General features: G+C 64.1%; 18 protein-coding genes. 11 read left to right on the forward strand and 7 right to left on the reverse strand.

What is annotated here, in order from left to right; translation table 11 throughout:
• Positions 1-36: 36 nt before the first annotated feature.
• The 8 genes from A7D16_RS19790 (at position 37) to A7D16_RS19825 (ending at position 9,757) form a co-directional block, all read left to right on the forward strand.
• Entirely contained in the window at positions 37-822 is a 786-nt protein-coding gene (locus A7D16_RS19790; RefSeq protein WP_064634932.1) for a flagellar brake protein, read from the forward strand.
• Between the two features lie 135 nt (positions 823-957).
• Complete coding sequence (locus A7D16_RS19795) at positions 958-1,440, forward strand: chemotaxis protein CheW (protein ID WP_002806488.1); 483 nt, start codon at positions 958-960, stop codon at positions 1,438-1,440.
• Between the two features lie 314 nt (positions 1,441-1,754).
• A complete protein-coding gene (locus A7D16_RS19800) occupies positions 1,755-2,138 on the forward strand; it encodes a hypothetical protein (RefSeq protein WP_039408161.1) in 384 nt (127 codons plus the stop codon).
• A gap of 82 nt (positions 2,139-2,220) precedes the next feature.
• A complete protein-coding gene (locus A7D16_RS19805; RefSeq protein WP_064634933.1) occupies positions 2,221-4,602 on the forward strand; it encodes a methyl-accepting chemotaxis protein in 2,382 nt (793 codons plus the stop codon).
• A 255-nt stretch (positions 4,603-4,857) separates the two neighbouring features.
• Positions 4,858-5,724: a CheR family methyltransferase gene (locus tag A7D16_RS19810; protein WP_064634934.1), complete on the forward strand. Its 867-nt coding sequence runs from the start codon at positions 4,858-4,860 to the stop codon at positions 5,722-5,724.
• On the forward strand, positions 5,721-6,317 hold the full coding sequence (gene cheD / locus A7D16_RS19815; protein WP_042822251.1) for a chemoreceptor glutamine deamidase CheD: 597 nt from the start codon (positions 5,721-5,723) through the stop codon (positions 6,315-6,317). Before A7D16_RS19810 ends, cheD begins: the two co-directional genes overlap by 4 nt.
• Positions 6,314-7,390, forward strand: coding sequence for a protein-glutamate methylesterase/protein-glutamine glutaminase (locus tag A7D16_RS19820; RefSeq protein WP_064634935.1), 1,077 nt, complete (start codon positions 6,314-6,316; stop codon positions 7,388-7,390). The genes cheD and A7D16_RS19820 overlap by 4 nt, the downstream gene beginning before the upstream one ends.
• An 81-nt stretch (positions 7,391-7,471) precedes the next feature.
• Entirely contained in the window at positions 7,472-9,757 is a 2,286-nt protein-coding gene (locus tag A7D16_RS19825; RefSeq protein WP_064635000.1) for a sensor domain-containing protein, read from the forward strand.
• A 138-nt stretch (positions 9,758-9,895) separates the two neighbouring features.
• Here A7D16_RS19825 and A7D16_RS19830 read toward each other — a convergent pair whose 3' ends face one another.
• The 4 genes from A7D16_RS19830 to A7D16_RS19845 all read right to left on the reverse strand — a co-directional run bounded on the left by A7D16_RS19830 (position 9,896) and on the right by A7D16_RS19845 (position 14,221).
• Positions 9,896-10,711 (reverse strand): alpha/beta fold hydrolase, encoded by an 816-nt coding sequence (locus A7D16_RS19830; protein ID WP_064634936.1) that lies wholly within the window; start codon positions 10,709-10,711, stop codon positions 9,896-9,898.
• Between the two features lie 197 nt (positions 10,712-10,908).
• Positions 10,909-13,500, reverse strand: coding sequence for a bifunctional aconitate hydratase 2/2-methylisocitrate dehydratase (gene acnB, locus A7D16_RS19835; protein WP_064634937.1), 2,592 nt, complete (start codon positions 13,498-13,500; stop codon positions 10,909-10,911).
• Positions 13,501-13,565: 65 nt separating this feature from the next.
• A complete protein-coding gene (locus A7D16_RS19840; RefSeq protein ID WP_011259444.1) occupies positions 13,566-13,976 on the reverse strand; it encodes a type II toxin-antitoxin system VapC family toxin in 411 nt (136 codons plus the stop codon).
• Positions 13,973-14,221: an AbrB/MazE/SpoVT family DNA-binding domain-containing protein gene (locus tag A7D16_RS19845; protein ID WP_016903180.1), complete on the reverse strand. Its 249-nt coding sequence runs from the start codon at positions 14,219-14,221 to the stop codon at positions 13,973-13,975. The genes A7D16_RS19840 and A7D16_RS19845 overlap by 4 nt, the downstream gene beginning before the upstream one ends.
• 147 nt (positions 14,222-14,368) lie before the next feature.
• On the opposite strand from A7D16_RS19845, the gene acnA reads away from it, so the two are divergent.
• A complete protein-coding gene (gene acnA, locus A7D16_RS19850) occupies positions 14,369-17,137 on the forward strand; it encodes an aconitate hydratase AcnA (protein WP_064634938.1) in 2,769 nt (922 codons plus the stop codon).
• A 298-nt stretch (positions 17,138-17,435) separates the two neighbouring features.
• Here the strand turns inward: acnA and A7D16_RS19855 are convergent, their stop codons facing one another.
• Positions 17,436-17,885, reverse strand: coding sequence for a Cif family virulence factor (locus A7D16_RS19855; RefSeq protein ID WP_064634939.1), 450 nt, complete (start codon positions 17,883-17,885; stop codon positions 17,436-17,438).
• Positions 17,886-17,982: 97 nt separating this feature from the next.
• Between A7D16_RS19855 and A7D16_RS19860 the strand changes: the two genes are divergently transcribed.
• Entirely contained in the window at positions 17,983-19,665 is a 1,683-nt protein-coding gene (locus A7D16_RS19860; protein ID WP_064634940.1) for a long-chain fatty acid--CoA ligase, read from the forward strand.
• Positions 19,666-19,844: 179 nt separating this feature from the next.
• The gene (locus A7D16_RS19865; protein WP_064634941.1) at positions 19,845-20,714 is read left to right on the forward strand and encodes a crotonase/enoyl-CoA hydratase family protein; all 870 of its coding nucleotides are present in this window, start codon (positions 19,845-19,847) and stop codon (positions 20,712-20,714) included.
• A gap of 12 nt (positions 20,715-20,726) precedes the next feature.
• Here the strand turns inward: A7D16_RS19865 and A7D16_RS19870 are convergent, their stop codons facing one another.
• Together A7D16_RS19870 and A7D16_RS19875 are read right to left on the reverse strand one after the other, a co-directional pair.
• Complete coding sequence (locus A7D16_RS19870; RefSeq protein ID WP_064634942.1) at positions 20,727-22,907, reverse strand: ATP-binding protein; 2,181 nt, start codon at positions 22,905-22,907, stop codon at positions 20,727-20,729.
• Positions 22,908-22,914: 7 nt separating this feature from the next.
• The gene (locus A7D16_RS19875; RefSeq protein ID WP_064634943.1) at positions 22,915-23,547 is read right to left on the reverse strand and encodes a hypothetical protein; all 633 of its coding nucleotides are present in this window, start codon (positions 23,545-23,547) and stop codon (positions 22,915-22,917) included.

The following is a 23,547-nucleotide window of genomic DNA, read 5'->3' on the forward strand; positions in this document are numbered from 1 at the left end:
GTCCGGCGCCTTCCCGCTTCCACTGTGCTTGTGCCCATGTCCCAAGGCGATACCTCAGAGCTGGACCACGACGCCGATCACCTTGCCGAAGGTGACGAGCGCTATCTGCTGCGCAACAAGCGGCAGATCCGTGGATTGCTGCGCCAGCTGCTCGACCAACGCGCCATCGTGACCATGCATGTGGCCGGCCGCGACATGGCCGTGCCCACCGCCGTGCTGGAAATCGACGAAGACGACGACTGCGTGATCCTGGACGGCAGCCATAGCGATGCCTCCAACCGCGCCATCGAAGGCGCCAAGTACCTGCTGTGCTACGCCCAACTGGAGCGGGTCAACATCCGTTTCCGCCTGGAAAAGGCCGAGCGCCTGGAGCGCGACATCCACGTCGCCTTCCGCGCCGATCTGCCTAACGCCATGTACCACATGCAGCGGCGCGAATCGTACCGGCTGGAAACCCCGATCACCGACTCGCCCATCTGCACCATCCGTCAGGAAGAAGCACAGGGCGGCGTACTCAACCTGCAGCTGCGCGTCATCGACATCAGCAGCGGCGGCCTGGCGGTAGCGCTCACCGACGGCATGCCCTTGCTCGAACCGCAACACACCTACCGCAATTGCACCCTGCAACTGCCCGACACCGCACCCATCACGCTGCCGCTCACCGTGTGCAGCCAGTACAAGCAGACCCTGCCCAACGGCAGCGAAGGCCTTCGCGTCGGCATGCAATTCAGCGACCTGCCACGCGGCGCCGACGAAACCATCCAGCGCTACATTTTCCGCGTCGACCGCCAGCGCAACGCGCGCAAGAGCGGCGCCTTCTGAACCCCCCCGCACCACGCGGGGCCGGCGCCTAAAGTTGCTGCCCACCCCGCCGATGTTGCTAGAGCAACCCGCATCCGTCTCTGCTGCCGCAGTCCTGCCGCAACCTGACATTTAGCCGCAACGCCCGGAGTTTCCATGAACGATAAAAGCACTGCCACCGGCACCGGTGGTGAATTCCTCAGCTTCGCCTTGGGCGAAGAACACTACGGCGTGGACATCCTGAAGGTGCAGGAAATCCGCGGCTACGACTCGGTCACCCGCCTGCCCGACGCGCCCGACTACATCAAGGGTGTGATCAACCTGCGCGGCACCATCGTGCCGGTGATCGACCTGCGCCTGAAGCTGCGACTGAAAGAAGCGCGCTACGACGCCTTCACCGTGATGATCGTGCTCAACGTCGAAGACCGCGTGGTTGGCATCGTGGTGGACAGCGTCTCGGACGTGATCCCGCTCAACGACGACCAGATCCGCCCCACGCCCGAATTCGGCGCTGCGGTCGACACCCGTTTCATCTCCGGTATCGGTACCCAGGACGATCGTATGCTGATCCTGCTGGATATCGAAACCCTGCTGGACAGCACCGAGCTGGGTCAGCAACTGGTCGAAGAAGCCGCCTGATTCAAACGGCTGACCTGCCTCGCCCGCGGTCGTCGGAGAGGTGTGGAGGATGTGCAAGCAATGCTGTGTACGACACGTACATGGCAACGCCGGCACCCACCGCACCGCTCCGACGGCCGCAGCGGTTTCAGGCAAATGGTTATACGACCATCGCGTGTCGGGAGACTCCCGACACGCGACGCACCACTATTTTAAAGTGAGACAGCAGTCACGCTTTTCCACTTCAAGTTGAACGGCAGCTAGCCGATAGCTGAATAGAAGCCCGCATCCACACAAGCGGGTCACCGTTCGACTTTTGATTCTGGAGAATCCCTATGAAGTTCCTGCTCTCGCTCCTCCCCGTCGCTGCTCTCGTGATCGTCGCTCCCACGCTGTCGGCTCAGTCGCAGGAAATGATTCCGCCGGAGATGGCCACCCGCTTCGTCGGCAAGGACGGTATGGTGTGCGGCAAGGTCGAAAAGGCCAAGTACGCGCAGAGCTCGGAAGGCGAACCCACCTTCCTGTACATGGGCGGCATGTTCCCGCGCCACACCTTCTCGGCGCGCATCGACGGCGCCAACCGCGGCAAGTTCAGCTTCGCCCCGGAATCGCTCGAAGGGAAGGACGTCTGCGTCCTCGGCAAGATCCAGCGCGACAGTTCGCGTGCCGAAATCGAAGTCAGCTCCCCGGCCGGCCTGAAGCTCGCCACCATCAAGTAATCGCATCGCACATCGCCACGCCCATGCGTGGCGATGTGCTGTCTGGATTATGCGGACTGACTTTCACGGGGGAATCGTGTCAATGCAATGGATCAATAATCTGAAACTGATGCCGCGTCTGATGCTGGCGTTCGCCATCGTGCTGCTGATCATGCTGTTGCAGGGAATCATCGCGTATTCGGGCCTGGCCTCGCTCAATAACGTCACCCGCGACCTTGCCGGCAACACCATGTCCAGCGTGCGCGAGGCCGGCGATCTGCGCGGCATGCTGGGCGAATATAGGAATGCGTCTTATCAAAATCTGGTGCGCGCCAGTGATGCGGTCAAGCAGGACGCCAAAGTCCACGCCAAGAAGCTCAACGGCGAAATCGAAACGACGATCAAAGGCTATCCCCGCCTGATCGAAACCCCGCGGCAGAAGAAGTTGTTCGACGTCTTCGTGGCGGACTGGAAGAAGGCATCGGCCTCCTACGCCAGCGTCAGTGAAATGATCGAGCTGAATCTGCCCGACGATGCCATCGACACCTTCGTTGGCGAGACCCGCACCCTGCACAGCAAGGCCCAGGATTCGCTGGCCGCGTTGATCGCCGAAGACAATCTGTTGGCGCAGGCTGCAAAGAGCAAGGCCGAGACAGTCCACGCCACTTCCGTTTCGCTGACCGTGATGGTGCTGCTGATCGGCATCGTCGGTGGCCTGGGTCTGGCGTTTCTGTTCGCCCGTTCCATCGTCAAGAACATGCGCGGCGCGGTCTCGACTGCCACCGAAATCGCCGGCGGCAAGCTGGATGGCCAGATCAATGTGCAAGGCCAGGACGAAGTGGGCGAACTGATGCGCTCCATGCAGCGCATGCAGCGCGATCTGAGGGAGCGCATCGAACGCGACCAGAAGATTGCCGACGAAAACCTGCGCATCCGCACCGCGCTGGACAAGTCCTCCACCGCCACCTTCATTACCGATACCGATCGCACCATCATCTACGCCAACGAAGCGTTCACCAAGCTCGTCGCGCACTACCAAGGCAGCATCCGTCTGGCATCGTCGGATTTTGAAGCCGGCCAGATCATCGGCCAGCACATCAGTTATCTCGGCCTGCCCGAGGCGACCGTGCGCAAGGCAATTGCTGCGTTGGAACGCGATGGCATCACTAACTTCGAAGAGCGCTACGGCGAGTTCGTGATGATGCAGACCGTCACCGTCATCAAGAACGAGCAGGGCGAGAGCACCGGCGAAGTCTGCGAATGGCGCGATCGCACCATCGAAGTGCAGGTCGAAGAAGAAGTCGCCCGCATCGTGCGCGCCGCTGCCAGCGGCGACATGAGCGGCCGCGTGGAAACCGACGGCAAGCACGGCTTCTTCCTGCAACTGGCGCAGCAGCTCAACGGCTTGCTGGATGCCAACGCCGCCAGCCTGGAGCAGATTTCCTCGCTGCTCTCGGCGCTCTCGCGTGGTGACCTGACCGTGCGCATGCATGGCGAGTTCAGCGGCGTGTTTGCGCAGATGCGTGACGATGCCAATGCCACCGCCGAGCAGCTGGCCGACATCGTCGGGCGCATCAAGGTCTCCTCCACCGCCATCAACTCGGCGGCTGGCGAAATCGCCTCGGGCAATAGCGACCTGTCGCACCGCACCGAACAGCAGGCCGCCAACCTGGAAGAAACCGCTGCCTCGATGGAAGAGCTCACCTCCACCGTCAAACAGAACGCCGAAAGCGCGCGTCAGGCCAATCAACTGGCCATCGGCGCCACCGGTGTGGCCTCGCAGGGTGGCGAGGTGGTCTCGCAGGTGGTCACCACCATGTCCGGCATCGAAGCCTCGTCCAAGAAGATCGCCGACATCATCGCCGTCATCGACGGCATCGCGTTCCAGACCAACATCCTGGCGCTGAACGCCGCAGTGGAAGCGGCACGTGCCGGCGAACAGGGCCGCGGCTTTGCGGTGGTCGCTTCCGAAGTGCGCACGCTCGCACAGCGTTCGGCCGGTGCGGCCAAGGAGATCAAGGGTTTGATCGACGACTCCGTGCACAAGGTGGCCGAAGGCTCGGCGCTGGTGCGCAAGGCCGGCGCCACCATGGCCGACATCGTCGCCAGCGTGCAGCGCGTCACCGACATCATGGGCGAGATTTCTGCCGCTTCGCAGGAGCAGTCGGCCGGCATCGAGCAGGTCAATCAGACCATCACCCAGATGGACGAAACCACCCAGCAGAATGCTGCGCTGGTGGAAGAAGCCACCGCCGCCGCCCGCTCGATGGAAGAGCAGGCCGGGCATCTGGCCGAAGCGGTATCGGTGTTCAAGCTGGACGACACCGCCGCGCATGTGGCGCAGACCGCACGGATCCGCCCGATCGCCTCGCGCCCGGTTGCAGTGAAAAGCCCTGCCAAGCCGGCAGCACGCGCAGCGGCAAGCGGGTCGCGGCCCGGCCAAACCCAGGCCGCGCTGGCCGACGGTAACTGGCAAGAGTTCTGATCCACCGCCTCACCCACAACGCCCCGGCACTGCCGGGGCGTTGTGCATCTGGGGTGTGCATCTGCGCTGACCACTGCGCGCCCGCTGCCGCGGATTGCACGACTTGCGGCTTGCGGCTTCCAGCTCGCAGCGCCCGAAAAACGCGCAGCCCGGCCAACTCACACGGCCTACCGAGCACAACCGCGTGCAATCCACGTATTGGCGCTTCAGTTGCGCGGCTCCGTGGCCGATATCCAGTTATAGCTCACGACGCGTATGGATATGACGACCACGACTTCCGCTTCAGACACACGCGAATTTGATTTCGGCGACCGCGACTTCAAGCGCGTCTGCGATTTGATCTACCAGCGTGTCGGCATCTCCCTGGCTCCGGCCAAGCGCGACATGGTGTATGGCCGCCTGTCGCGTCGTCTGCGCGCGCTCGGTCTGCGCTCGTTCCGCGAGTACATCGACCAACTCGAAGCCGGCAACGACGAAGAAGAATGGCAGGCGTTCACCAACGCGCTGACCACCAACCTGACCTCGTTCTTCCGCGAGCCGCACCATTTCGACAAGCTGCGCGAAGAACTGCAAAAACGCGCCTCGCAGGCACCGCTGAAGATCTGGTCGTGCGCTGCATCCACCGGTGAGGAGCCCTACTCCATCGCCATCACTGCCTGCGAAGCCTTCGGCACGCTGACCCCACCGGTGAGCATCGTTGCCACCGATGTCGACACCCAGGTGCTGGAAACCGCCTCGCGCGGCGTCTACGCCATCGACCGCGTCGCCTCGCTGGATGCGGCGATCAAGCGCAAGTATTTCCAGCGCGGCAGCGGCCCCAACGAGGGCAAATGCCGGGTCATTCCGGCGCTGCGCCAGCTCATCGAATACAAGCAGTTGAACCTGCTGACACCGCGCTACGACGTCGGCGGCCCGTATGCGGCGCTGTTCTGCCGCAACGTGATGATCTATTTCGACAAGCCCACCCAGCGCGGCATCCTCTCGCGCCTGGTCAGCCACATGGGCGACGACGGCCTGCTCTATACCGGCCACTCGGAGAACTACCTGCACGCGGCCGACCTGATCCAGCCGTGCGGGCGCACGCTGTATCGGCGCGCACCGCGCGCAGGAGCCTCTGCATGAGTACGGCCGTGCAAGTCGACGATGTCATGCGTTACCGCGATTCGCGGTTCCAGACCATCGCCGCCAAACTGCTGCCCACCCAGTATCTGGTGGTGGACGACGACACCGCGTTGACGACCACCTTGGGATCGTGCGTTGCGGCCTGCCTGCGCGACCCAGTGCTCAAGATCGGCGGCATGAACCACTTTCTGTTGCCGGAAGGCCAGGTCGGCGACGGCGCACCCGCACGCTACGGCAGTTATGCGATGGAGTTGCTGATCAACGACATGCTCAAGCGCGGCGCGCATCGCAAACGCATCGAAGCCAAGGTGTTCGGTGGCGCCAACGTGCTCAAGGGCTTCACCAGCAACCCGGTGGGCACGCGCAACGCCGAGTTCGTGCGCCAGTACCTGCAGGCCGAACACATTCCCATCATTGCCGAAGATCTGTGCGGCATCCATCCGCGCAAGGTGTGGTTCTTCGCGACGACCGGCCGCGTCGTTGTGCAGCGTCTGCCGCATGCACACGAAGCCGAAGTCGCCGCCACCGAATCGGCCGTGCGCGCCCGTCTGTCCAAAGCACCGGTTACCGGTGGAGTGGAGTTGTTCGAATGACGCTGGAAACCCCTGTACGCGTACTCATCGTCGACGACTCGGCAGTGGTGCGTCAGATGCTCACCGAAATCCTGTCGCGCGACCCCGGCATCGAAGTGATCGGCTCGGCTGCCGACCCGATCCTGGCGCGCGAAAAGATCAAACGCCTCAATCCGGACGTGATCACGCTGGACGTGGAAATGCCGCGTATGGACGGCCTGGTGTTTCTGGAAAACCTGATGCGCCTGCGCCCCACCCCGGTGGTGATGATTTCATCGCTGACCGAGCGCGGTGCCGACACCACCTTGCAGGCCCTGTCGCTGGGCGCGGTGGACTTCGTGTCCAAGCCCAAGATCGACGTCGCCCGTGGGCTGGAAGGTTATGCCGAAGAGATCGTCAGCAAGGTCAAGATGGCTGCCAGGGCCAAGGTCAGCGCACTCAATCGCCCGAGCGCGCCCAAGGTCACCCTGGACATGCAGTCCGCACCGGTGCCGGGCAGCGCACTGCGCTTTCGCACCACCGACCGTCTGATCGCCATCGGCGCCTCGGCCGGCGGCACCGAAGCGCTGCGCGTGGTGCTGGAACACATGCCCGCCGATGCACCGGCGGTGGTGATGACCCAGCATCTGCCCGCCAGCTTCAGCACCGCCTTTGCCGAGCGCCTCAATCGTCACTCGGCCATGTCGGTGCGCGAAGCCAGCGATGGCGAAGCGATCCTGCCCGGCCACGCCTATCTGCCGCCGGGCGGCCAGCATCTGCGCATCATCCGCGACGGTGCGCGCTGGCGCTGCCGTATCGATGACGGCCCGCCGGTCAATCGCCACAAGCCTGCGGTGGACGTGCTGTTTCGCTCGGTTGCCGCCAACGCCGGCCCGAACGCGGTCGGCGCCATCCTCACCGGCATGGGCGACGACGGCGCACGCGGCCTGCTGGAAATGCTGCAGGCCGGTGCGCCCACCCTGGTGCAGGACGAAGCCAGCAGCGTGGTCTGGGGCATGCCCGGCGCCGCCTACAAGCTCGGTGCCGCGCAGGAAGTGGTGCCGCTGGACCGCGTGGCCGAGCGCTTGATCGCGCTGTCGGCGCAGGCGCGCTGATCCCGCATGACCGCCCCTCCCCCACATCCGACTGACCCAACCGAGCAGCCCGGCACCCCGGGTAGCTCAGTCGGCGTTGCCCTGGATGCGGCGGCAGACCGCGCGCTGGCGACCCCACAGCCGCCACACACCGACGCCATCGGCACCGCTGCGATCAGGCACGGCCCGATCACCGCCGGCATGGCCAAGGCCGGCGAGCAGCCCGAGCAGCGCCGTTCGCGCCTGCTTGCCGAAGCGCTGGATGGCAGCAGCAGCGCCATCCTCATCTGCGATCTGCAATCGCGCCTGTTGTATGCCAACGACGGCTTCCAGCGCATGTTCGGCTACACCGAAGCCGAGCTGGTCGGTCAGCGTCCCTCCGACGTGCTGACCCGCGCACAAAGCGACCAGAGCGAAGTTGCGCGCATCCGCGACCGCGCCGATGCGTTGCAGCAGACCCGGGCCGACCTACTGGTCTATCGCAAGGACGGCACGCCGCTCTGGATTTCGCTCAACTTCAATCCGATCTACGACGCCAGGCACAATCCCTCGCATTACGTGGCGGTGCTGACCGACATCACCGACACCAAGATGCACGAGGTACTGCAGCATCGCGTGCTGGAAGCGCTGGTGCAGGAGCGCCCGCTGATCGAAGTGATGACGCTGATCTGCACCGAGGTCGAACGCATCGCACCGGACGTGCTGGCCACGGTGATGAGCGCGGACAATCAAGGCTGCCTGCACTCGCTGGCAGCGCCCAGCCTGCCGCCCGACTATGCCGATGCGGTCAACGGCTTGAAGATCGGCCCGGGCGCCGGCGCCTGCGGCACCGCTGCATGGCGCGGTCGCGCGGTGATGGTGGAAGACATCACCACCGACCCGCTGTTCGCAGCGTATCGCGACCTGCTGCTGCCCATGGGCTTGCACGCCTGCTGGAGCACGCCGATCCGCTCCAATAGCTCGCGCGTGCTCGGCACCTTCGCGCTGTATTACCGCAAGCCGCAACGTGCCGATGCCTGGCATGTGCGGCTCACCGATCTGTGCCAACAGTTGTGCACGCTGGCGCTGGAACGCGAACAGATCCGCCAACGCGTGCATCAACTGGCCTTCTACGACACGCTCACCGGTCTGCCGAATCGCATCATGTTCAGCGCGCGTGCCGAGCAAGCACTGACGCAGGCCGAATACGCCGGCGAACCGGCCGCGTTGATGTTCATCAACATCGACCGCTTCAAGCTCATCAACGATAGCCAGGGTCACGCTGCAGGCGATGGCCTGTTGCGCGACATCGCATTGCGCATCAACGACCAGCTCACCGCCACTGCGATGCTGGCGCGCCTGGCCGGCGACGAATTCGCACTCGCGCTGCCGCAATGCAGCGCAGAGCAGGCCAGCGCCGCGGCCGAGCGTCTGCTGGTCAGCATCGCCGGCCCGCTGCCGGTCGGCCACATGACCGTGCATCCGTCGGCCAGCATCGGCGTGGCGATGTTTCCCGAGGACGGCCGCGAGATCAACATCCTGTTGCGCCACGCCGATCTGGCAATGAACCGCGCCAAGCAGGAAGGCGGCGGGCGTTTCCGCTTTTTCAGCTCCGACATGAATCGCATGGCGCAGGAGCGCGTTGCGCTGGAAGCGGAGCTGCGTCAGGCCATCGGCCGCGATCAGTTGCAACTGCATTATCAACCGCAGATGCATAGCGCCGCACCGCACGCGCTGTATGGCGTGGAAGCGCTGCTGCGCTGGAATCACCCGCAACTCGGCGCGGTGTCGCCGGCGCGGTTTCTGCCTGTGGCCGAAGAGCAAGGCATGATGCCGCAGATCAACGACTGGGTATTGCGCAGTGCCTGCCGGCAGATCGCCGACTGGCGCCAGCGCGGCGTACCGGTGGCGCGCGTCTCGGTGAATCTGTCGGCCAGCGGCTTCGAAAGCCCGCGCATGCTGCCCGACCTGCTGCGACTGATTGCCGACACCGGTGTGCAACCCTCCGACCTGACCCTGGAACTGACCGAGAGCGTGATGCTCTCCGGGCAAGCGGGCGTGCTCGAAAACCTGCACGCCATTCGCGAAGCCGGTATTTCGCTGTCGCTGGACGATTTCGGCACCGGCTATTCCAGCCTGAGCCATCTGCATCGCCTGCCGATCGACGAACTCAAACTGGACATGAGCTTCGTGCGCGACATCGAACACAGCGAAGACGCGCGCGCGCTCACCACCTCGGTGCTGCGCATCGGCGAGCACCTACGCAAGCACGTGGTCGCCGAAGGCGTGGAAAACGAAGCGCAGCGGTTGTTTCTCGCCGACCTGGGGTGCGAAGTGCTGCAGGGCTATCTGTTCTCTCGCCCACTGCCGGCTGTAGCACTGGAAGCCTGGTTGGGCGCGCAGCCTTAGCGGATTGCCGCCCGGGCGGCTGGTGGTACTGGAGTCACCCGTACCCTCATCCGGCGCTTCGCGCCACCTTCTCCCAATGGGAGAAGGAAGAGCCGCGCGACCGTCAATTACTCAAGCATCACCGCAACTTCCCCTCAATCACTGCACCGTCCGCTTCAACCACCCCAGCAATTGCGCATTGACGAACGCCGGATTCTCCAGCGATGCGATATGCCCGGCGTCGGGCACCAGTTCGTAGTCGCAGCCGATCACCTTGGCCATCATCCACAACTCTTCCGGCGGACGCGGAATGTCGTATTCGCCGCCGAGCAAAAACGTGTTTGCAGGATTGAGCGCAGCCAAGTTTTCGAGCCGATCGTCGCGCCCGAAGATCAAACGGCCCAGCGGCACGATCGACGCACGCAGCTGCTCGGCCGACATCGCCGCCAGACGCTGCGCGAACGCTGCCGGCAACGCCGAATGCAGATCGATACCGGAACGGAAAAAGATCGGCACGATCGCCTCGACCAACGCCGGGGTCACCTGCCCTGCCGCATCGATCGCATCGAGCAACCCGAAGTACCGCGCGCGGGTGACCTGCGGTTCGGCACCCAGAAACGTGTCCATCAATACCAGGCTACGCACGCGCTCCGGCGCACGCATTGCAAGCTCCGCACCCCACATGCCACCCACCGACAGGCCGACCACTGCGCATTGCGGCAATTCCAACCCATCCAGCAGCGTCAGCATCTGCTCGGCGAGATCGCCCAGCGACTGCGTGCCTGCCGGCAACGCGCCCGATTGCCCATGCCCCCAGAGTTCGGGAACGATGACCCGGTACTGTTGCGACAAGGCCTGGATCTGCGGCTCCCACATCGCAGCGTCCCAGAGATAACTGTGGCCAAGCAAGACGGGAAAACCTTGGCCGTGTTGTGTGTAGTGCAGCGTTTGACCAGAGATCGTGCAAGTGGGCATGGGCATTAAACGTGGAGTGGTGGATCGGTGAAACTCTAGACCTGCGCGCCTCGGATTTTTGTTGCAATGCCGCAACTCAGTCAGCTGATAGTTGCTTTAACCCCTGGGATCGGGACGACAATACGAAGCCATCTCCCGAAAAGCGAACTGCCCGGCAGTGCCGGGCAGTTCGGGACAACACAAACCAGCGACTGGAATCAGGCCGCGACGGTATCCGCCACGTCCTGATATTCCTGGATCTGATCGAAGTTCATGTAGCGGTAGATCTGGTCGCCACTGGTCTTGATCACGCCCACATCGGCCATGTACTCCTCCTTGGTCGGGATGCGACCCAGACGCGAGCAGATCGCCGCCAGTTCCGCCGACCCCAGGTACACATTGGTGTTGCGGCCCAGACGGTTGGGGAAGTTACGCGTGGAGGTGGAGAACACCGTGGCGCCCTCGCGAGCCTGCGCCTGGTTGCCCATGCACAGCGAGCAGCCGGGCATTTCCATGCGTGCGCCGGCCGCGCCGAAGGTGCCGTAATGGCCTTCCTTGGTGAGCTCGGAGGCGTCCATCTTGGTGGGCGGTGCCACCCACAACCGGGTCGGGATATCGCGCTTGCCTTCCAGCAACTTGGCGGCGGCACGGAAGTGACCGATGTTGGTCATGCACGAACCGATGAACACTTCGTCGATCTTGGCCCCGGCCACTTCGGACAGCGTCTTGACGTCGTCCGGGTCGTTCGGGCACGCCACGATCGGCTCATGGATATCGGCCAGATCGATCTCGATGACTGCGGCGTATTCGGCATCGGCATCGGGCTGCAGCAGCTGCGGGTCGGCCAGCCACTCTTCCATCTTCTTGATGCGGCGGCCCAGGGTGCGCGCATCGGCATAGCCTTCGGCAATCATCCAGCGCAGCAGGGTGATGTTGCTGGTCAGGTATTCGATGATCGGCGCCTTGTCCAGGTGCACGGTGCAACCGGCCGCCGAACGCTCGGCCGAGGCATCGGACAGTTCGAATGCCTGCTCCACCTTCAGGTTCGGCAAGCCTTCGATTTCCAGGATGCGGCCGGAGAAGATGTTCTTCTTGCCCTGCTTGGCCACGGTCAGCAGACCGTCCTTGATCGCGTACAGCGGGATGGCGTTGACCAGGTCGCGCAGGGTCACGCCCGGCTGCATCTCACCCTTGAAGCGCACCAGCACGCTCTCGGGCATGTCCAGCGGCATCACCCCGGTGGCGGCGGCAAACGCCACCAGGCCGGAGCCGGCCGGGAACGAAATACCGATCGGGAAACGGGTATGCGAATCGCCGCCGGTGCCGACGGTGTCAGGCAGCAGCATGCGGTTGAGCCAGCTGTGGATCACGCCGTCGCCCGGACGCAGCGACACGCCGCCGCGGGTGGAGATGAATTCCGGCAGCGTGTGGTGGGTCTTGACGTCCACCGGCTTCGGGTAGGCGGCGGTGTGGCAGAACGACTGCATCACCAGGTCGGCCGAGAAGCCCAGGCAGGCCAGGTCCTTCAGCTCGTCGCGGGTCATCGGGCCGGTGGTGTCCTGCGAGCCCACCGAGGTCATCTTCGGTTCGCAATAGGTGCCCGGGCGCATGCCCTGGCCTTCCGGCAGGCCACAGGCGCGGCCGACCATCTTCTGCGCCAGCGAGAAGCCCTTGCCGGTGTCCGGCGGGTCCATCGGCAGACGGAACAGGTCCGACGCCGGCAGGCCCAGGAATTCGCGCGCCTTGGCGGTGAGGCCACGGCCCACGATCAGCGGAATGCGGCCACCGGCGCGTACTTCGTCGAACAGCACGTCCGACTTCATCGCGAACTCGGCAATCACCTGGCCGTTCTTCAATGCCTTGCCGTCATACGGACGCAGCTCGACCACATCGCCGTGCTCCATCTGCGACACGTCCAGCTCGATCGGCAATGCGCCGGCGTCTTCCATGGTGTTGTAGAAGATCGGGGCGATCTTGCTACCCAGGCACACGCCGCCGAAGCGCTTGTTCGGAATGAACGGAATGTCCTCGCCGGTCCACCACAGCACCGAGTTGGTCGCCGACTTGCGCGAAGAACCGGTACCGACCACATCGCCCACATAGGCGACCAGATGGCCCTTGTCCTTGAGGTCGGCAATGGCCTGGATCGGGCCGCGCTTGCCGTCTTCTTCTGGCACGAACGCCGCGCCTTCGCGCGCATTCTTCAGCATGGCGAGCGCGTGCAGCGGGATGTCCGGGCGGGTGGTCGCATCCGGCGCCGGCGACAGGTCGTCGGTGTTGGTCTCGCCCGGCACCTTGAACACGGTGACGGTCATGCTCTGCGGCACTTCCGGCTTGCTGGTGAACCACTCGGCATCGGCCCAGCTTTGCAGCACGGCCTTGGCGTGCGCGTTGCCGGCTTCGGCCTTTTCCTGCACGTCGTGGAAGGCGTCGAACACCAGCAAGGTGTGCTTGAGCGCTTCGGCGGCAGTGGCGCCCAGCTCGGCGTTGTCCAGCAGGTCGATCAACGGCTGGATGTTGTAGCCGCCCAGCATGGTGCCGAGCAGCTCGGTGGCGCGCGTGGGGCTGATCAGCGCAGTTTTTTCGGTGCCGAAGGCAACCGCGGCCAGGTACGAGGCCTTGACCTTGGCGGCGTCGTCGACGCCGGCCGGCACGCGCTGGCTGAGCAGTTCGACCAGGAACTCATCTTCGCCCGCCGGCGGTGCCTTCAACAGCTCGATGACTTCGGCGGTCTGCTGCGCGGTCAGCGGCAGCGGCGGGATACCGAGCGCGGCGCGCTCTGCAACGTGGTGGCGGTAGGCTTCCAACATGCGGGTTCTCCAAAAGGACAGCAGTGAATGTGTAAAAACGTCAGACGTGAATCAGAAGACGTGGATCAGGCAACAGGTTTGGGCACGGTGATCTTCAAACCCTTGAAGTAATCGCGGAAAAACCCCTCGTCGCGGGTAATCAAGCCGTCGCACTGGAGCATCGCGTGGGCGCCGATCAAAAAATCCGCCACCACCCGCTCGCGTTTGCCGCCGCGCGCGCGAAACCGCTTGTTCATGTGGCCGGCGCGCACCGCCGCCGCTTCCTGGGTGGCTTCGTAACGCACCCCGATCGAGGCCAGGGTTTCCATCAGGTCGACCTGGGTGTCGAGCATGGCCAGCACTTCGGCCACCACCGCATCGCAGACCACGACCTCGTCGCGCGCCAGCGCATCGCCGATGCAGATCTCCGACACCTCGCCGTAGACCGGGTCGCCGATCAAAATATCGAGCAGCACCGAGGAATCCAGGGCGATCATGGGTCGAACGGGTCCCCGGGGGCGCGGCCACGGATGGCGCGCATGGCCTCGTCGGTGCTGGTCAGGCCATCGACCAGCTTGAATTTGCCGCGCACCTTGCGCAGCGCCTCGCTGACGTCCTTGCGCAGGATGATGCGCCCGCCGTCGAGCTCGATCTTCAGCGTGGTGCCCTTGGTCAGGCCCAGGGCGTCGCGCACGGCCTTGGGCAGGGTGATCTGTCCGCGTTCGGCAACGGTGGCTTCCATGAGCATGCTCCAGAAAGTATGCGTATATCATACGTACTTGCGCTGTCGTACTCAAGTTGGCAGATCGCTTCGGACACACCGTGCGTACACACTGAATCGCTCAGAATGGGCGCCTACCTAAAGCCTTCGACGCCATAGGAGTGACGCATGAGCGATTCCTTTTCCACTCGCACCTCGCTTGAGGTCCACGGCAAACGCTACGAGTACTACAGCCTGCCGAAGCTGGGCGAGCGCTTCGACATCGGCCACCTGCCCTACTCGATGAAGATCCTGCTGGAGAATTTGCTCCGGCACGAAGACGGCGGTGTGACCGTCGGCAAGGACCATATCGAAGCCGTCGCCAAGTGGGACCCCAAGGCGGAACCCGATATCGAAATCGCCTTCATGCCCGCGCGCGTGGTGCTGCAGGACTTCACCGGCGTGCCCTGCGTGGTCGACCTGGCCGCAATGCGCGACGCGGTGGTCAAGCTGGGCGGCAACGCCGACCAGATCAACCCGCAGATTCCCTCCGAACTGGTCATCGACCACTCCGTGCAGGTGGACGTGTTCGGCAAGCCCGACGCGCTCGACCTCAACGGCAAGATCGAATTCCAGCGCAACCAGGAACGCTATGGCTTCCTGCGCTGGGGCCAGAAAGCCTTCGAAAACTTCAAGGTGGTGCCGCCCAATACCGGCATCGTCCATCAGGTCAATCTGGAAAATCTCGCGCGTGTGGTGATGAGCGCGGACAAGGACGGCACCCGGATCGCCTATCCCGACACCGTGTTCGGCACCGACAGCCACACCACCATGATCAATGGCATCGGCGTGCTGGGCTGGGGCGTGGGCGGCATCGAGGCCGAGGCCGCAATGCTGGGCCAGCCGTCGTCGATGCTGATTCCGCAAGTGGTTGGCTTCAAGCTCAGCGGCAAGCTGCCCGAAGGCGCCACCGCCACCGACCTGGTGCTCACCGTCACCCAGATGCTGCGCAAGGCCGGGGTGGTGGGCAAATTTGTCGAGTTCTACGGCGAAGGCCTGCAGCACCTGCCGCTGGCCGACCGCGCCACCATCGGCAATATGGCACCGGAATACGGCGCCACCTGCGGCATCTTCCCGGTCGACGATGAATCGCTGACCTATCTACGCCTGTCCGGCCGCAGCGAGGAGCAGATTGCGCTGGTGGAAGCCTATGCCAAGGCGCAAGGCTTGTGGCACGACGCCAACACCCCGCCCGCCCAGTACAGCGCCACGCTGGAACTGGACATGGGCGAGGTCAAGCCGTCGCTGGCTGGCCCCAAGCGCCCGCAGGACCGCGTGCTGCTGCAAGACATGCAGGCCAACTACCGCGAAAGCCTCAAGCCGTTCGCCGAGGCGCGCAGCAAGAAGCTGACCGATCTCAAGCAGGAAGACCGCCTGAAGAACGAAGGCGGTGGCGGCACCGCTGTCGGCGCCAAGGCCTCGCACGCCGAAGCGTCCAACGACAGCGGCGCCGGTTGGCAACTGCGCGACGGCTCGGTGGTCATCGCCGCGATTACCTCCTGCACCAACACTTCCAACCCGGCAGTGATGCTGGGTGCCGGCCTGCTGGCACGTAACGCAGCAGCCAAGGGCTTGAAGGCACAGCCGTGGGTGAAGACTTCGCTTGGGCCTGGCTCGCGCGTGGTCACCGATTATCTGAGCAAGGCCGGCGTGCTCGCCGATCTGGAAACACTCGGCTTCTACGTGGTCGGCTATGGCTGCACCACCTGCATCGGCAACTCCGGCCCGCTGCCGGAAGATGTGTCCGCAGCGATCGCCAAGGACGATCTGGTGGTGGCCTCGGTGTTGTCGGGCAACCGCAACTTCGAAGGCCGCGTGCATCCCGAAGTCAAAATGAATTACCTGGCCTCGCCCCCGCTGGTGGTGGCCTACGCGATCGCCGGCACCACCGATATCAATCTCACCACCGAGCCGCTGGGCACCGGCAGCGACGGGCAGCCGGTGTATCTGCGCGACATCTGGCCGAGCAACAAGGAAATCGGCGACACCATCGCTGCCACCGTCGGCCCGGAGATGTTCAAGCAGAACTACGCCGACGTGTTCAAGGGCGACACGCGCTGGAACACCATCGCTTCACCCGACGGCGCACTGTACGAGTGGGACGAAGCCTCGACCTACATCAAGAACCCGCCCTACTTCGACGGCATGACCATGCAGGTGGGCCACGTCGACGATGTGCATGGCGCGCGCATCATGGGTCTGTTCGGCGACTCGATCACCACCGACCACATCTCCCCGGCCGGCAACATCAAGAAGGATTCGCCGGCGGGTCGCTTCCTGCAGGAACGTGGCGTGCAGCCGGCCGACTTCAATAGCTACGGCAGCCGCCGCGGCAACGACGATGTGATGGTGCGCGGCACCTTCGCCAATATCCGCATCAAGAACCTGATGTTCGGCGGCGAAGAAGGCGGCAACACGCTGTACTACCCCACCGATGGTGGCCGGCCGGAAAAGCTGGCGATCTACGATGCGGCAGTGAAGTACAAGGCCGACGGCGTGCCGCTGGTGGTGCTGGCCGGCAAGGAATACGGCACCGGCTCCTCGCGCGACTGGGCGGCCAAGGGCACCAACCTGCTCGGGGTCAAGGCAGTGATCGCCGAGAGCTTCGAGCGCATCCATCGCTCCAACCTGGTCGGCATGGGCGTGCTGCCATTGCAGTTCCTGGAAAACGAGAACGCCCAGACGCTTGGCCTGGATGGTTCGGAAGTGCTCGACATCACCGGCCTGCAGGACGGCGCCAGCCGCCGTGCCACCGTAGATGCGAAAAAGTCCGACGGCAGCGTCAAGCAGTTCCAGGTCAAGGTGCTGCTGCTGACGCCCAAGGAAGTGGAGTACTTCAAGCACGGCGGGCTGCTGCAATACGTGTTGCGCCAGCTGGCCGCACGCAAGGCCGCCTGACCGTAGCGCACAGTGCGCTCTCTCGATGCAACGCCACTCCCGCCGCTTGGCGGGAGTGGCGTTTCAGGCCATTGCGCATCGCGGCGGACCCGACATGCTGGGCAGCCGTCGGGTGATCGCGCACAGCGTGCGGTGAGCCGCACTGCATGCGCATTCCTTGCGCGCAAGGCCCACCGCGTCGGCGTTGCCGCAGGCGCGGAGTGATGTCGTCCGGACGCGCGACTGGGCCAAGCATGCGTTGGCGCGGCTACCGGCAGCGCCAACCCCTGCATGCGCACAGCGCTCCCGATAGACGCGTTCAGCCCCCTGTCGGCGCCCACTGCGCGTGATACAGCTGCCAGTCGCCGTCGCGCAATCGCCAACCGGTGGTGACCTGGTAGGTTTGCGCCTGATCGGGTACCCAGCGACCGCTGCCGCCGGTCAATAACGCAGTAAAACGCAGCGTGGCGGTCTCGCCGCGCAGTTCCACTTCGACCGGCCCCATGGTCACGCCGATCTGTTGGTTGCCCAGCATCTGCAGCTGCATCAGGCGCCGCAAGCCGGCCGCGTCGAGCCCGTTTTCGCCGACGAAATCGTCGGCCACCGGCGCCATTGCGTCGCCGATCTCGCGTGCTTCGATCGCCTGGTGCATCTGCTCCAGCGTTGCGCGTAGCCGCTGTTCCGGCGCGGCACGCGTACACCCAAGCAAGGCCAGCACGCAAAACCCCATCCCCCACTCACGCCAGCGCACTTGAATGCTGCTCTGCATCACGCTTCGCCTTTTCCAGTCATGACGGTATGCTGCCAGCTGTTGTAACGCCGTGGAACACACTGCGGCGCGTCAAGAACACCCTGGAGGGGGGCAGATGAATCAGGCACGTCCTTGGTTGCAAAGTTATCCGGCCGGCGTAGCTGCCGAGATCGATCTGGAGCAGTTCCGCACGGTGGCCGAGGTATTCGCCACCTCCGTCGCGCGCTTTGCCGATCGTCCTGCGTATCACAGCTTCGGCAAGACCATCACCTACCGGCAAGCCGATGAACTGGTCGACCAGTTCGCCGCCTACCTGCTGGGCGAGCTGCAGTTGAAGAAAGGCGACCGCGTCGCCCTGATGATGCCCAACTGCCTGCAGTACCCGATCGCCACCTTCGGCATCCTGCGTGCCGGCCTGACCGTGGTGAACGTCAATCCGCTCTACACCCCGCGCGAGTTGAAGCATCAGCTGATCGACTCCGGCGCCAGCGTGCTGGTGGTCATCGACAACTTCGGCACCACCGTGCAGCAGGTCATCGCCGACACGCCGGTCAAGCAGGTGATCACCACCGGTCTGGGCGACATGCTCGGCTTCCCGAAAGCGACGCTGGTCAACTTCGTCGTCAAATACGTCAAGAAGCTGGTGCCGGAATACCGCATCAATGGTGCGATCAGGTTCCGCGAGGCGCTGGCGCTGGGCCGTAAGCACACCCTGCCCACCCTGCAGATCGAACCGGACGACATCGCGTTCCTGCAATACACCGGCGGCACCACCGGCGTGGCCAAGGGCGCGATGCTGACCCACCGCAATCTGGTCGCCAACATGCAGCAGGCACACCAGTGGCTCACCGGCACCGGCAAGCTGGAAGAAGGCAACGAGGTGGTGATCACCGCGTTGCCGCTGTATCACATCTTCGCACTGACGGCCAACGGGCTGGTCTTCATGAAGATCGGCGGCTGCAATCACCTCATCAGCAATCCGCGCGACATGCCCGGTTTCGTCAAGGAGTTGAAGAAGACCCGTTTTACCGCATTTACCGGCGTCAACACACTGTTCAATGGCCTGCTCAACACGCCCGGTTTCGACCAGATCGATTTTTCCTCGCTCAAGATGACCCTGGGCGGCGGCATGGCCGTGCAACGCTCGGTCGCCGAACGCTGGAAGAAGGTCACCGGCCTGACCCTGGTCGAGGCCTACGGCCTGACCGAGACCTCGCCGGCTGCCTGTATCAACCCGATGGATCTGAAGGACTACAACGGCTCGATCGGCCTGCCGATTCCGTCCACCGATGCCTGCATCAAGGACGACGCCGGCGCCGTGCTGCCGCAGGGCGAGATCGGCGAGCTGTGCATCCAGGGCCCGCAGGTGATGAAGGGCTATTGGAAGAAACCCGAAGAAACCGCCAAGGTCATGGACGCCGAGGGCTGGCTACATACCGGCGACATCGCCCGCATGGACGAACACGGCTTCGTCTACATCGTGGATCGCAAGAAGGACATGATTCTGGTCTCCGGCTTCAACGTCTACCCGAACGAGATCGAGGACGTGATCGCCGAAATGCCCGGCGTGCTGGAAGTGGCCGCAGTGGGCGTGCCGGACGAGAAGTCCGGCGAGATCGTCAAGGCCGTCATCGTGAAGAAGGACCCCGCCCTGACCGCCGACGATGTGAAGGCGCATTGCCGCGCCAACCTCACCGGCTACAAGCAGCCGCGCGTGATCGAATTCCGCAAGGAACTGCCCAAGACCAACGTCGGCAAGATCCTGCGTCGCGAATTGCGGGATGCGCCCAAGCAGTAATCCACCTCGCCAGCGCAGATCGACGGCCATCCGGCCGTCACTCGACGCCCGCAATGCCGCAAGGCCTTGCGGGCGTTCGCTTTTGCACGCATAGAATCCGGTGTCGGCGCATGCTTAGGCGTTCACCCCTTTCTCCGTCCGCAAGGCGGCCGGCCGGACGGTCTTCACGGAGAACCACCATGTCTGCAGTTCAACCTTTCATTTGCACCAACATCGGCTCGACCCTCCGCATCATCGAAGAACCGCAGCGTGACGTGTACTGGATCCATATGCATGCCGACCTGGCCATCAATCCGGGGCGTGCGTGCTTCTCCACGCGCCTGGTCGACGACATCACCGGCTACCAGACCAACCTGGGGCAACGCTTGAACACCGCCGGGGTACTGGCACCGCACGTGGTACTGGCCTCGGACAGCGACGTGTTCAATCTCGGCGGCGACCTGGCGCTGTTCTGCCAGCTGATCCGCGAGGGCGACCGCGCCCGCCTGCTGGATTACGCGCAGCGCTGCGTGCGTGGCGTGCATGCATTCCACGTCGGCCTGGGCGCGCGTGCGCACAGCATTGCGCTGGTGCAGGGCAACGCGCTCGGCGGCGGCTTCGAAGCAGCACTGAGCTGCCACACCATCATTGCCGAGGAAGGCGTGATGATGGGGCTGCCCGAAGTGCTGTTCGACCTGTTCCCGGGCATGGGCGCCTACTCTTTCATGTGCCAGCGTGTCAGCGCACAGCTCGCGCAGAAGATCATGCTCGAAGGCAATCTGTATTCGGCCGAACAACTGCTCGGCATGGGGCTGATCGATCGCGTAGTGCCGCGCGGTCAGGGCGTGGCGGCAGTGGAACAGGTAATCCGCGAAAGCAAGCGCACCCCGCATGCGTGGGCGGCCATGCAGCAGGTCCGCGAAATGACCACCGCCGTGCCGTTGGAGGAAATGATGCGCATCACCGAGATCTGGGTGGATACGGCCATGCAGCTGGGTGAAAAATCGCTGCGCACCATGGACCGTCTGGTGCGCGCGCAGTCGCGTCGCTCAGGGCTCGACGCCGGCTGATGCGCCGGTGGTCTATTCGCTACTACGGGGGGAGCACTCGTCGTCCTTGACGCCTTGCAGGCGTGCGTCGAGTGCATCCTTTCCGGCGGCCAATTGTGCGTGCAGCGCAGACAGCCGCTTGCGCCACTCTGCCTGCAACTGCCAGTCGGCCATGCGCATCAGTTCACCGCCGTTGGTGGCCACCTGCGCCAGACCCAGGTTACTGGCCACACCACGTAACGCATGCGCGCTTTCGCGTAGCTGCTCCCAATCCGAACGCGTGCCATCGCGTTCGATCGCGCCCACGCAGTTCTGCGCATCTTCCAGACACTGGCGCACGAACTGACGCTCGAATTCCTCGCCCATGCCCAGCGCGGCCAGCTCGTCGAGCACGCTGGAATCGAGCACGCCTTCGAAGTTTGCCGGAATCTGCACGCTGGTTGCCGGGATTGCCAGCGGGCGTGTGCTGACCGCCAGATCGGCGAGCGTGTCCAGCAGCTTGGCGGCAACCACCGGCTTGGCCAGGAATGCACGCGCGCCGGCCTGCTCGCAACTGCGGATGGCCTCGGGCGTGACGTCGGCGCTGAGCACCACCACCGGGGTGTAACGCGTGCCGCTGGCTTGCATCACGCGCAGCTGCTTGAGCATGTCCAGGCCATTCATGCCAGGCATGTGCAGATCCACGATCACCGCATCGAAATCCTCTTCGGCCATCGCATCCAGCACCTGCTCGGCGCCGTTGACGCACAGCGCGCGGTGGCCGGCCTTTTCCAACAGGCGCTGCAACACCATGCGATTGGCTTCATGGTCGTCGGCCACCAACATGCGCATGCTGCGCACGCGTGCGCGATGGCGCAGGAACGGGTTGGAGAATGCAATGACGTTGGAGGCTTCCAGCGCGTCGGGCGTGTCCGCCAGCGCACCGGCCTGCACCCGGGCCGGCGCAGTCTGCACGACCTCGCCAATGGTCATCGGCAATTCGAACCAGAACACGCTGCCGCCGGACGGGTTCGGCTTGAAGCCAATCGCCCCGCCCATCGCCTCGACCAGGCCCTTGGCAATCGTGGTGCCCAGGCCGGTGCCCTCGTAGCGACGCGACAGGCCGACGTCGGCTTGTTCGAAGGCTTCGAACAGGCGTGGGCGCATGTCCAACGGCACGCCAATGCCGCTGTCTTCGACATCGAAGCGCAGCCGCACCGCATCTTCGCCGGCGCCGGAAATGCGCGTCACCCGCAGCAACACATGTCCGTGCTCGGTGAACTTGACCGCGTTGCCGAGCAGGTTGAGCAGTACCTGGCGCAAGTGACCGGTGTCGCCCTTGAGCAGGTCCGGCACATTGGTAGCCACTTCGGTGCCGTAATCCAGTCCGCGGCCCCGCGCCTGCGGCTGCAGGATCATGTTGACCGAGCCGATCAGATCACGCAGCGAAAAATCGCGGCGATCGATGCGGATCTTGCCGGCCTCGATCGCGGAGATGTCCAGCACCTCTTCCACCAGCGACAACAGGCTGCGCGCCGACGCCTGGATGGTGTTGAGGCATTCCTTCTGCTCGGCGTCCAGACGCGTGGTCGCCAGCACTTCAGTCATGCCCGACAACCCGTTGAGGGGGGTGCGGAACTCGTGGCTCATATTGGCCAGGAAACGGCTCTTGGCCTGATTGGCATGCCGCGCCTCGCGCACCGCCCGTGTCATCGCACGCAGCAGCGAATCGAAGTACAGCGGCACGGCGATCAGGCCCAGCAACAAGCCCCAGCTCAGGTATGGATTGGCTTTCCAATAGGGTGAAATCAGGATGGCGCTGAGGAAACACAGGCTACCCATTGCCGTAGCGGCGCGCAGATAGTTGCTGCCATAGCGCAGACCGTTGCCGATGGTCACCCACATGCACACTGCATACAACGGTGAGGCAGGCTCGCCCTGGATCGCCATGATGGCACCGGTGCAGGTGTAATCCAGCAGCATGCCGATCAGGCGCCGCGTGTGGGACACCTGCGGTCGCAGCAGGATCGCCACCATCAGGCCAAGCGACACCACCAGCTCGCCCACCAGGATCAACCAAGTGGCCACCAGCGTGTCGCCATGCGTATGTTGGTAGCGCCAGCCCAGGTAAGAAATGAACAGGGTGGTGATGATGATACGGACCAGATTTTGCGCGTGCTCCGTGTCCGCCCGTCCTGACAGACGTTGCTTCAACCATGGCAATGGAAACTTCATAGACGCCTCAGACGCGCGTTGGCGTCGATGGGGTTGGGATCCTTCCGTACTGCGTCGCAGCGTCGATACCTGCAGCGGGCGGCGTCTCAATGATCGCCTGGTCGTGCTCGCGCAGCGTACGCAACAATGACATAGGAATGACGATCAACGCACCCAGCAGCGCGATCGCCAGGCCAAGCCGACCCTGCCAATAGCTACTGTTGGCCAGCGTTGTGCCGAAGCTGAGCGTGGTCATGGCCATGGCCACTGCGTTGTGCAGAGCCTCGCTCCCGAACCGCAGCCCATTGCCGATCGTTAACCAAAGCAACACGACATACAAGAATGCCATCGGCGCCCCCATCCAGGTCATCGCCAACCCGATCAAGCCGTAATCGGACAGCATCCCTAGCGTGCGACGCAGATGCGAGCGCCGTGGGTCTGCAACAATCCAGCCAAAGAGCACCAGCGCGATCCCCTGACCGATTGCGATCAGGCAGAACAGCTGCTGCAGCTGGTACCTGGAGACCTGCCACTGCTGAGCGAAAGTCAGCGCATAGACCAGAATCAGCAGAATCAACACGATGCGCACCAGCGCCTGGCCATGCTCGCTGTCGGGACGCCGAGCGAGTCGGTCACGCAGCTGGCCAAGCGACGACCTCAC

This window comes from Xanthomonas nasturtii, from assembly GCF_001660815.1.
Taxonomy (GTDB): domain Bacteria; phylum Pseudomonadota; class Gammaproteobacteria; order Xanthomonadales; family Xanthomonadaceae; genus Xanthomonas; species Xanthomonas nasturtii.

Excerpts from the sequence above, each read along its gene's own strand:
- A7D16_RS19790 (WP_064634932.1), top strand. The coding sequence starts at position 37 with ATGTCCCAAGGCGATACCTCAGAGCTGGACCACGACGCCGATCACCTT.
- A7D16_RS19795 (WP_002806488.1), top strand. The coding sequence starts at position 958 with ATGAACGATAAAAGCACTGCCACCGGCACCGGTGGTGAATTCCTCAGC.
- A7D16_RS19800 (WP_039408161.1), top strand. The coding sequence starts at position 1,755 with ATGAAGTTCCTGCTCTCGCTCCTCCCCGTCGCTGCTCTCGTGATCGTC.
- A7D16_RS19805 (WP_064634933.1), top strand. The coding sequence starts at position 2,221 with ATGCAATGGATCAATAATCTGAAACTGATGCCGCGTCTGATGCTGGCG.
- A7D16_RS19810 (WP_064634934.1), top strand. The coding sequence starts at position 4,858 with ATGGATATGACGACCACGACTTCCGCTTCAGACACACGCGAATTTGAT.
- cheD (WP_042822251.1), top strand. The coding sequence starts at position 5,721 with ATGAGTACGGCCGTGCAAGTCGACGATGTCATGCGTTACCGCGATTCG.
- A7D16_RS19820 (WP_064634935.1), top strand. The coding sequence starts at position 6,314 with ATGACGCTGGAAACCCCTGTACGCGTACTCATCGTCGACGACTCGGCA.
- A7D16_RS19830 (WP_064634936.1), bottom strand. The coding sequence starts at position 10,711 with ATGCCCACTTGCACGATCTCTGGTCAAACGCTGCACTACACACAACAC.
- acnB (WP_064634937.1), bottom strand. The coding sequence starts at position 13,500 with ATGTTGGAAGCCTACCGCCACCACGTTGCAGAGCGCGCCGCGCTCGGT.
- A7D16_RS19840 (WP_011259444.1), bottom strand. The coding sequence starts at position 13,976 with ATGATCGCCCTGGATTCCTCGGTGCTGCTCGATATTTTGATCGGCGAC.
- A7D16_RS19845 (WP_016903180.1), bottom strand. The coding sequence starts at position 14,221 with ATGGAAGCCACCGTTGCCGAACGCGGACAGATCACCCTGCCCAAGGCC.
- acnA (WP_064634938.1), top strand. The coding sequence starts at position 14,369 with ATGAGCGATTCCTTTTCCACTCGCACCTCGCTTGAGGTCCACGGCAAA.
- A7D16_RS19855 (WP_064634939.1), bottom strand. The coding sequence starts at position 17,885 with ATGCAGAGCAGCATTCAAGTGCGCTGGCGTGAGTGGGGGATGGGGTTT.
- A7D16_RS19860 (WP_064634940.1), top strand. The coding sequence starts at position 17,983 with ATGAATCAGGCACGTCCTTGGTTGCAAAGTTATCCGGCCGGCGTAGCT.
- A7D16_RS19865 (WP_064634941.1), top strand. The coding sequence starts at position 19,845 with ATGTCTGCAGTTCAACCTTTCATTTGCACCAACATCGGCTCGACCCTC.
- A7D16_RS19870 (WP_064634942.1), bottom strand. The coding sequence starts at position 22,907 with ATGAAGTTTCCATTGCCATGGTTGAAGCAACGTCTGTCAGGACGGGCG.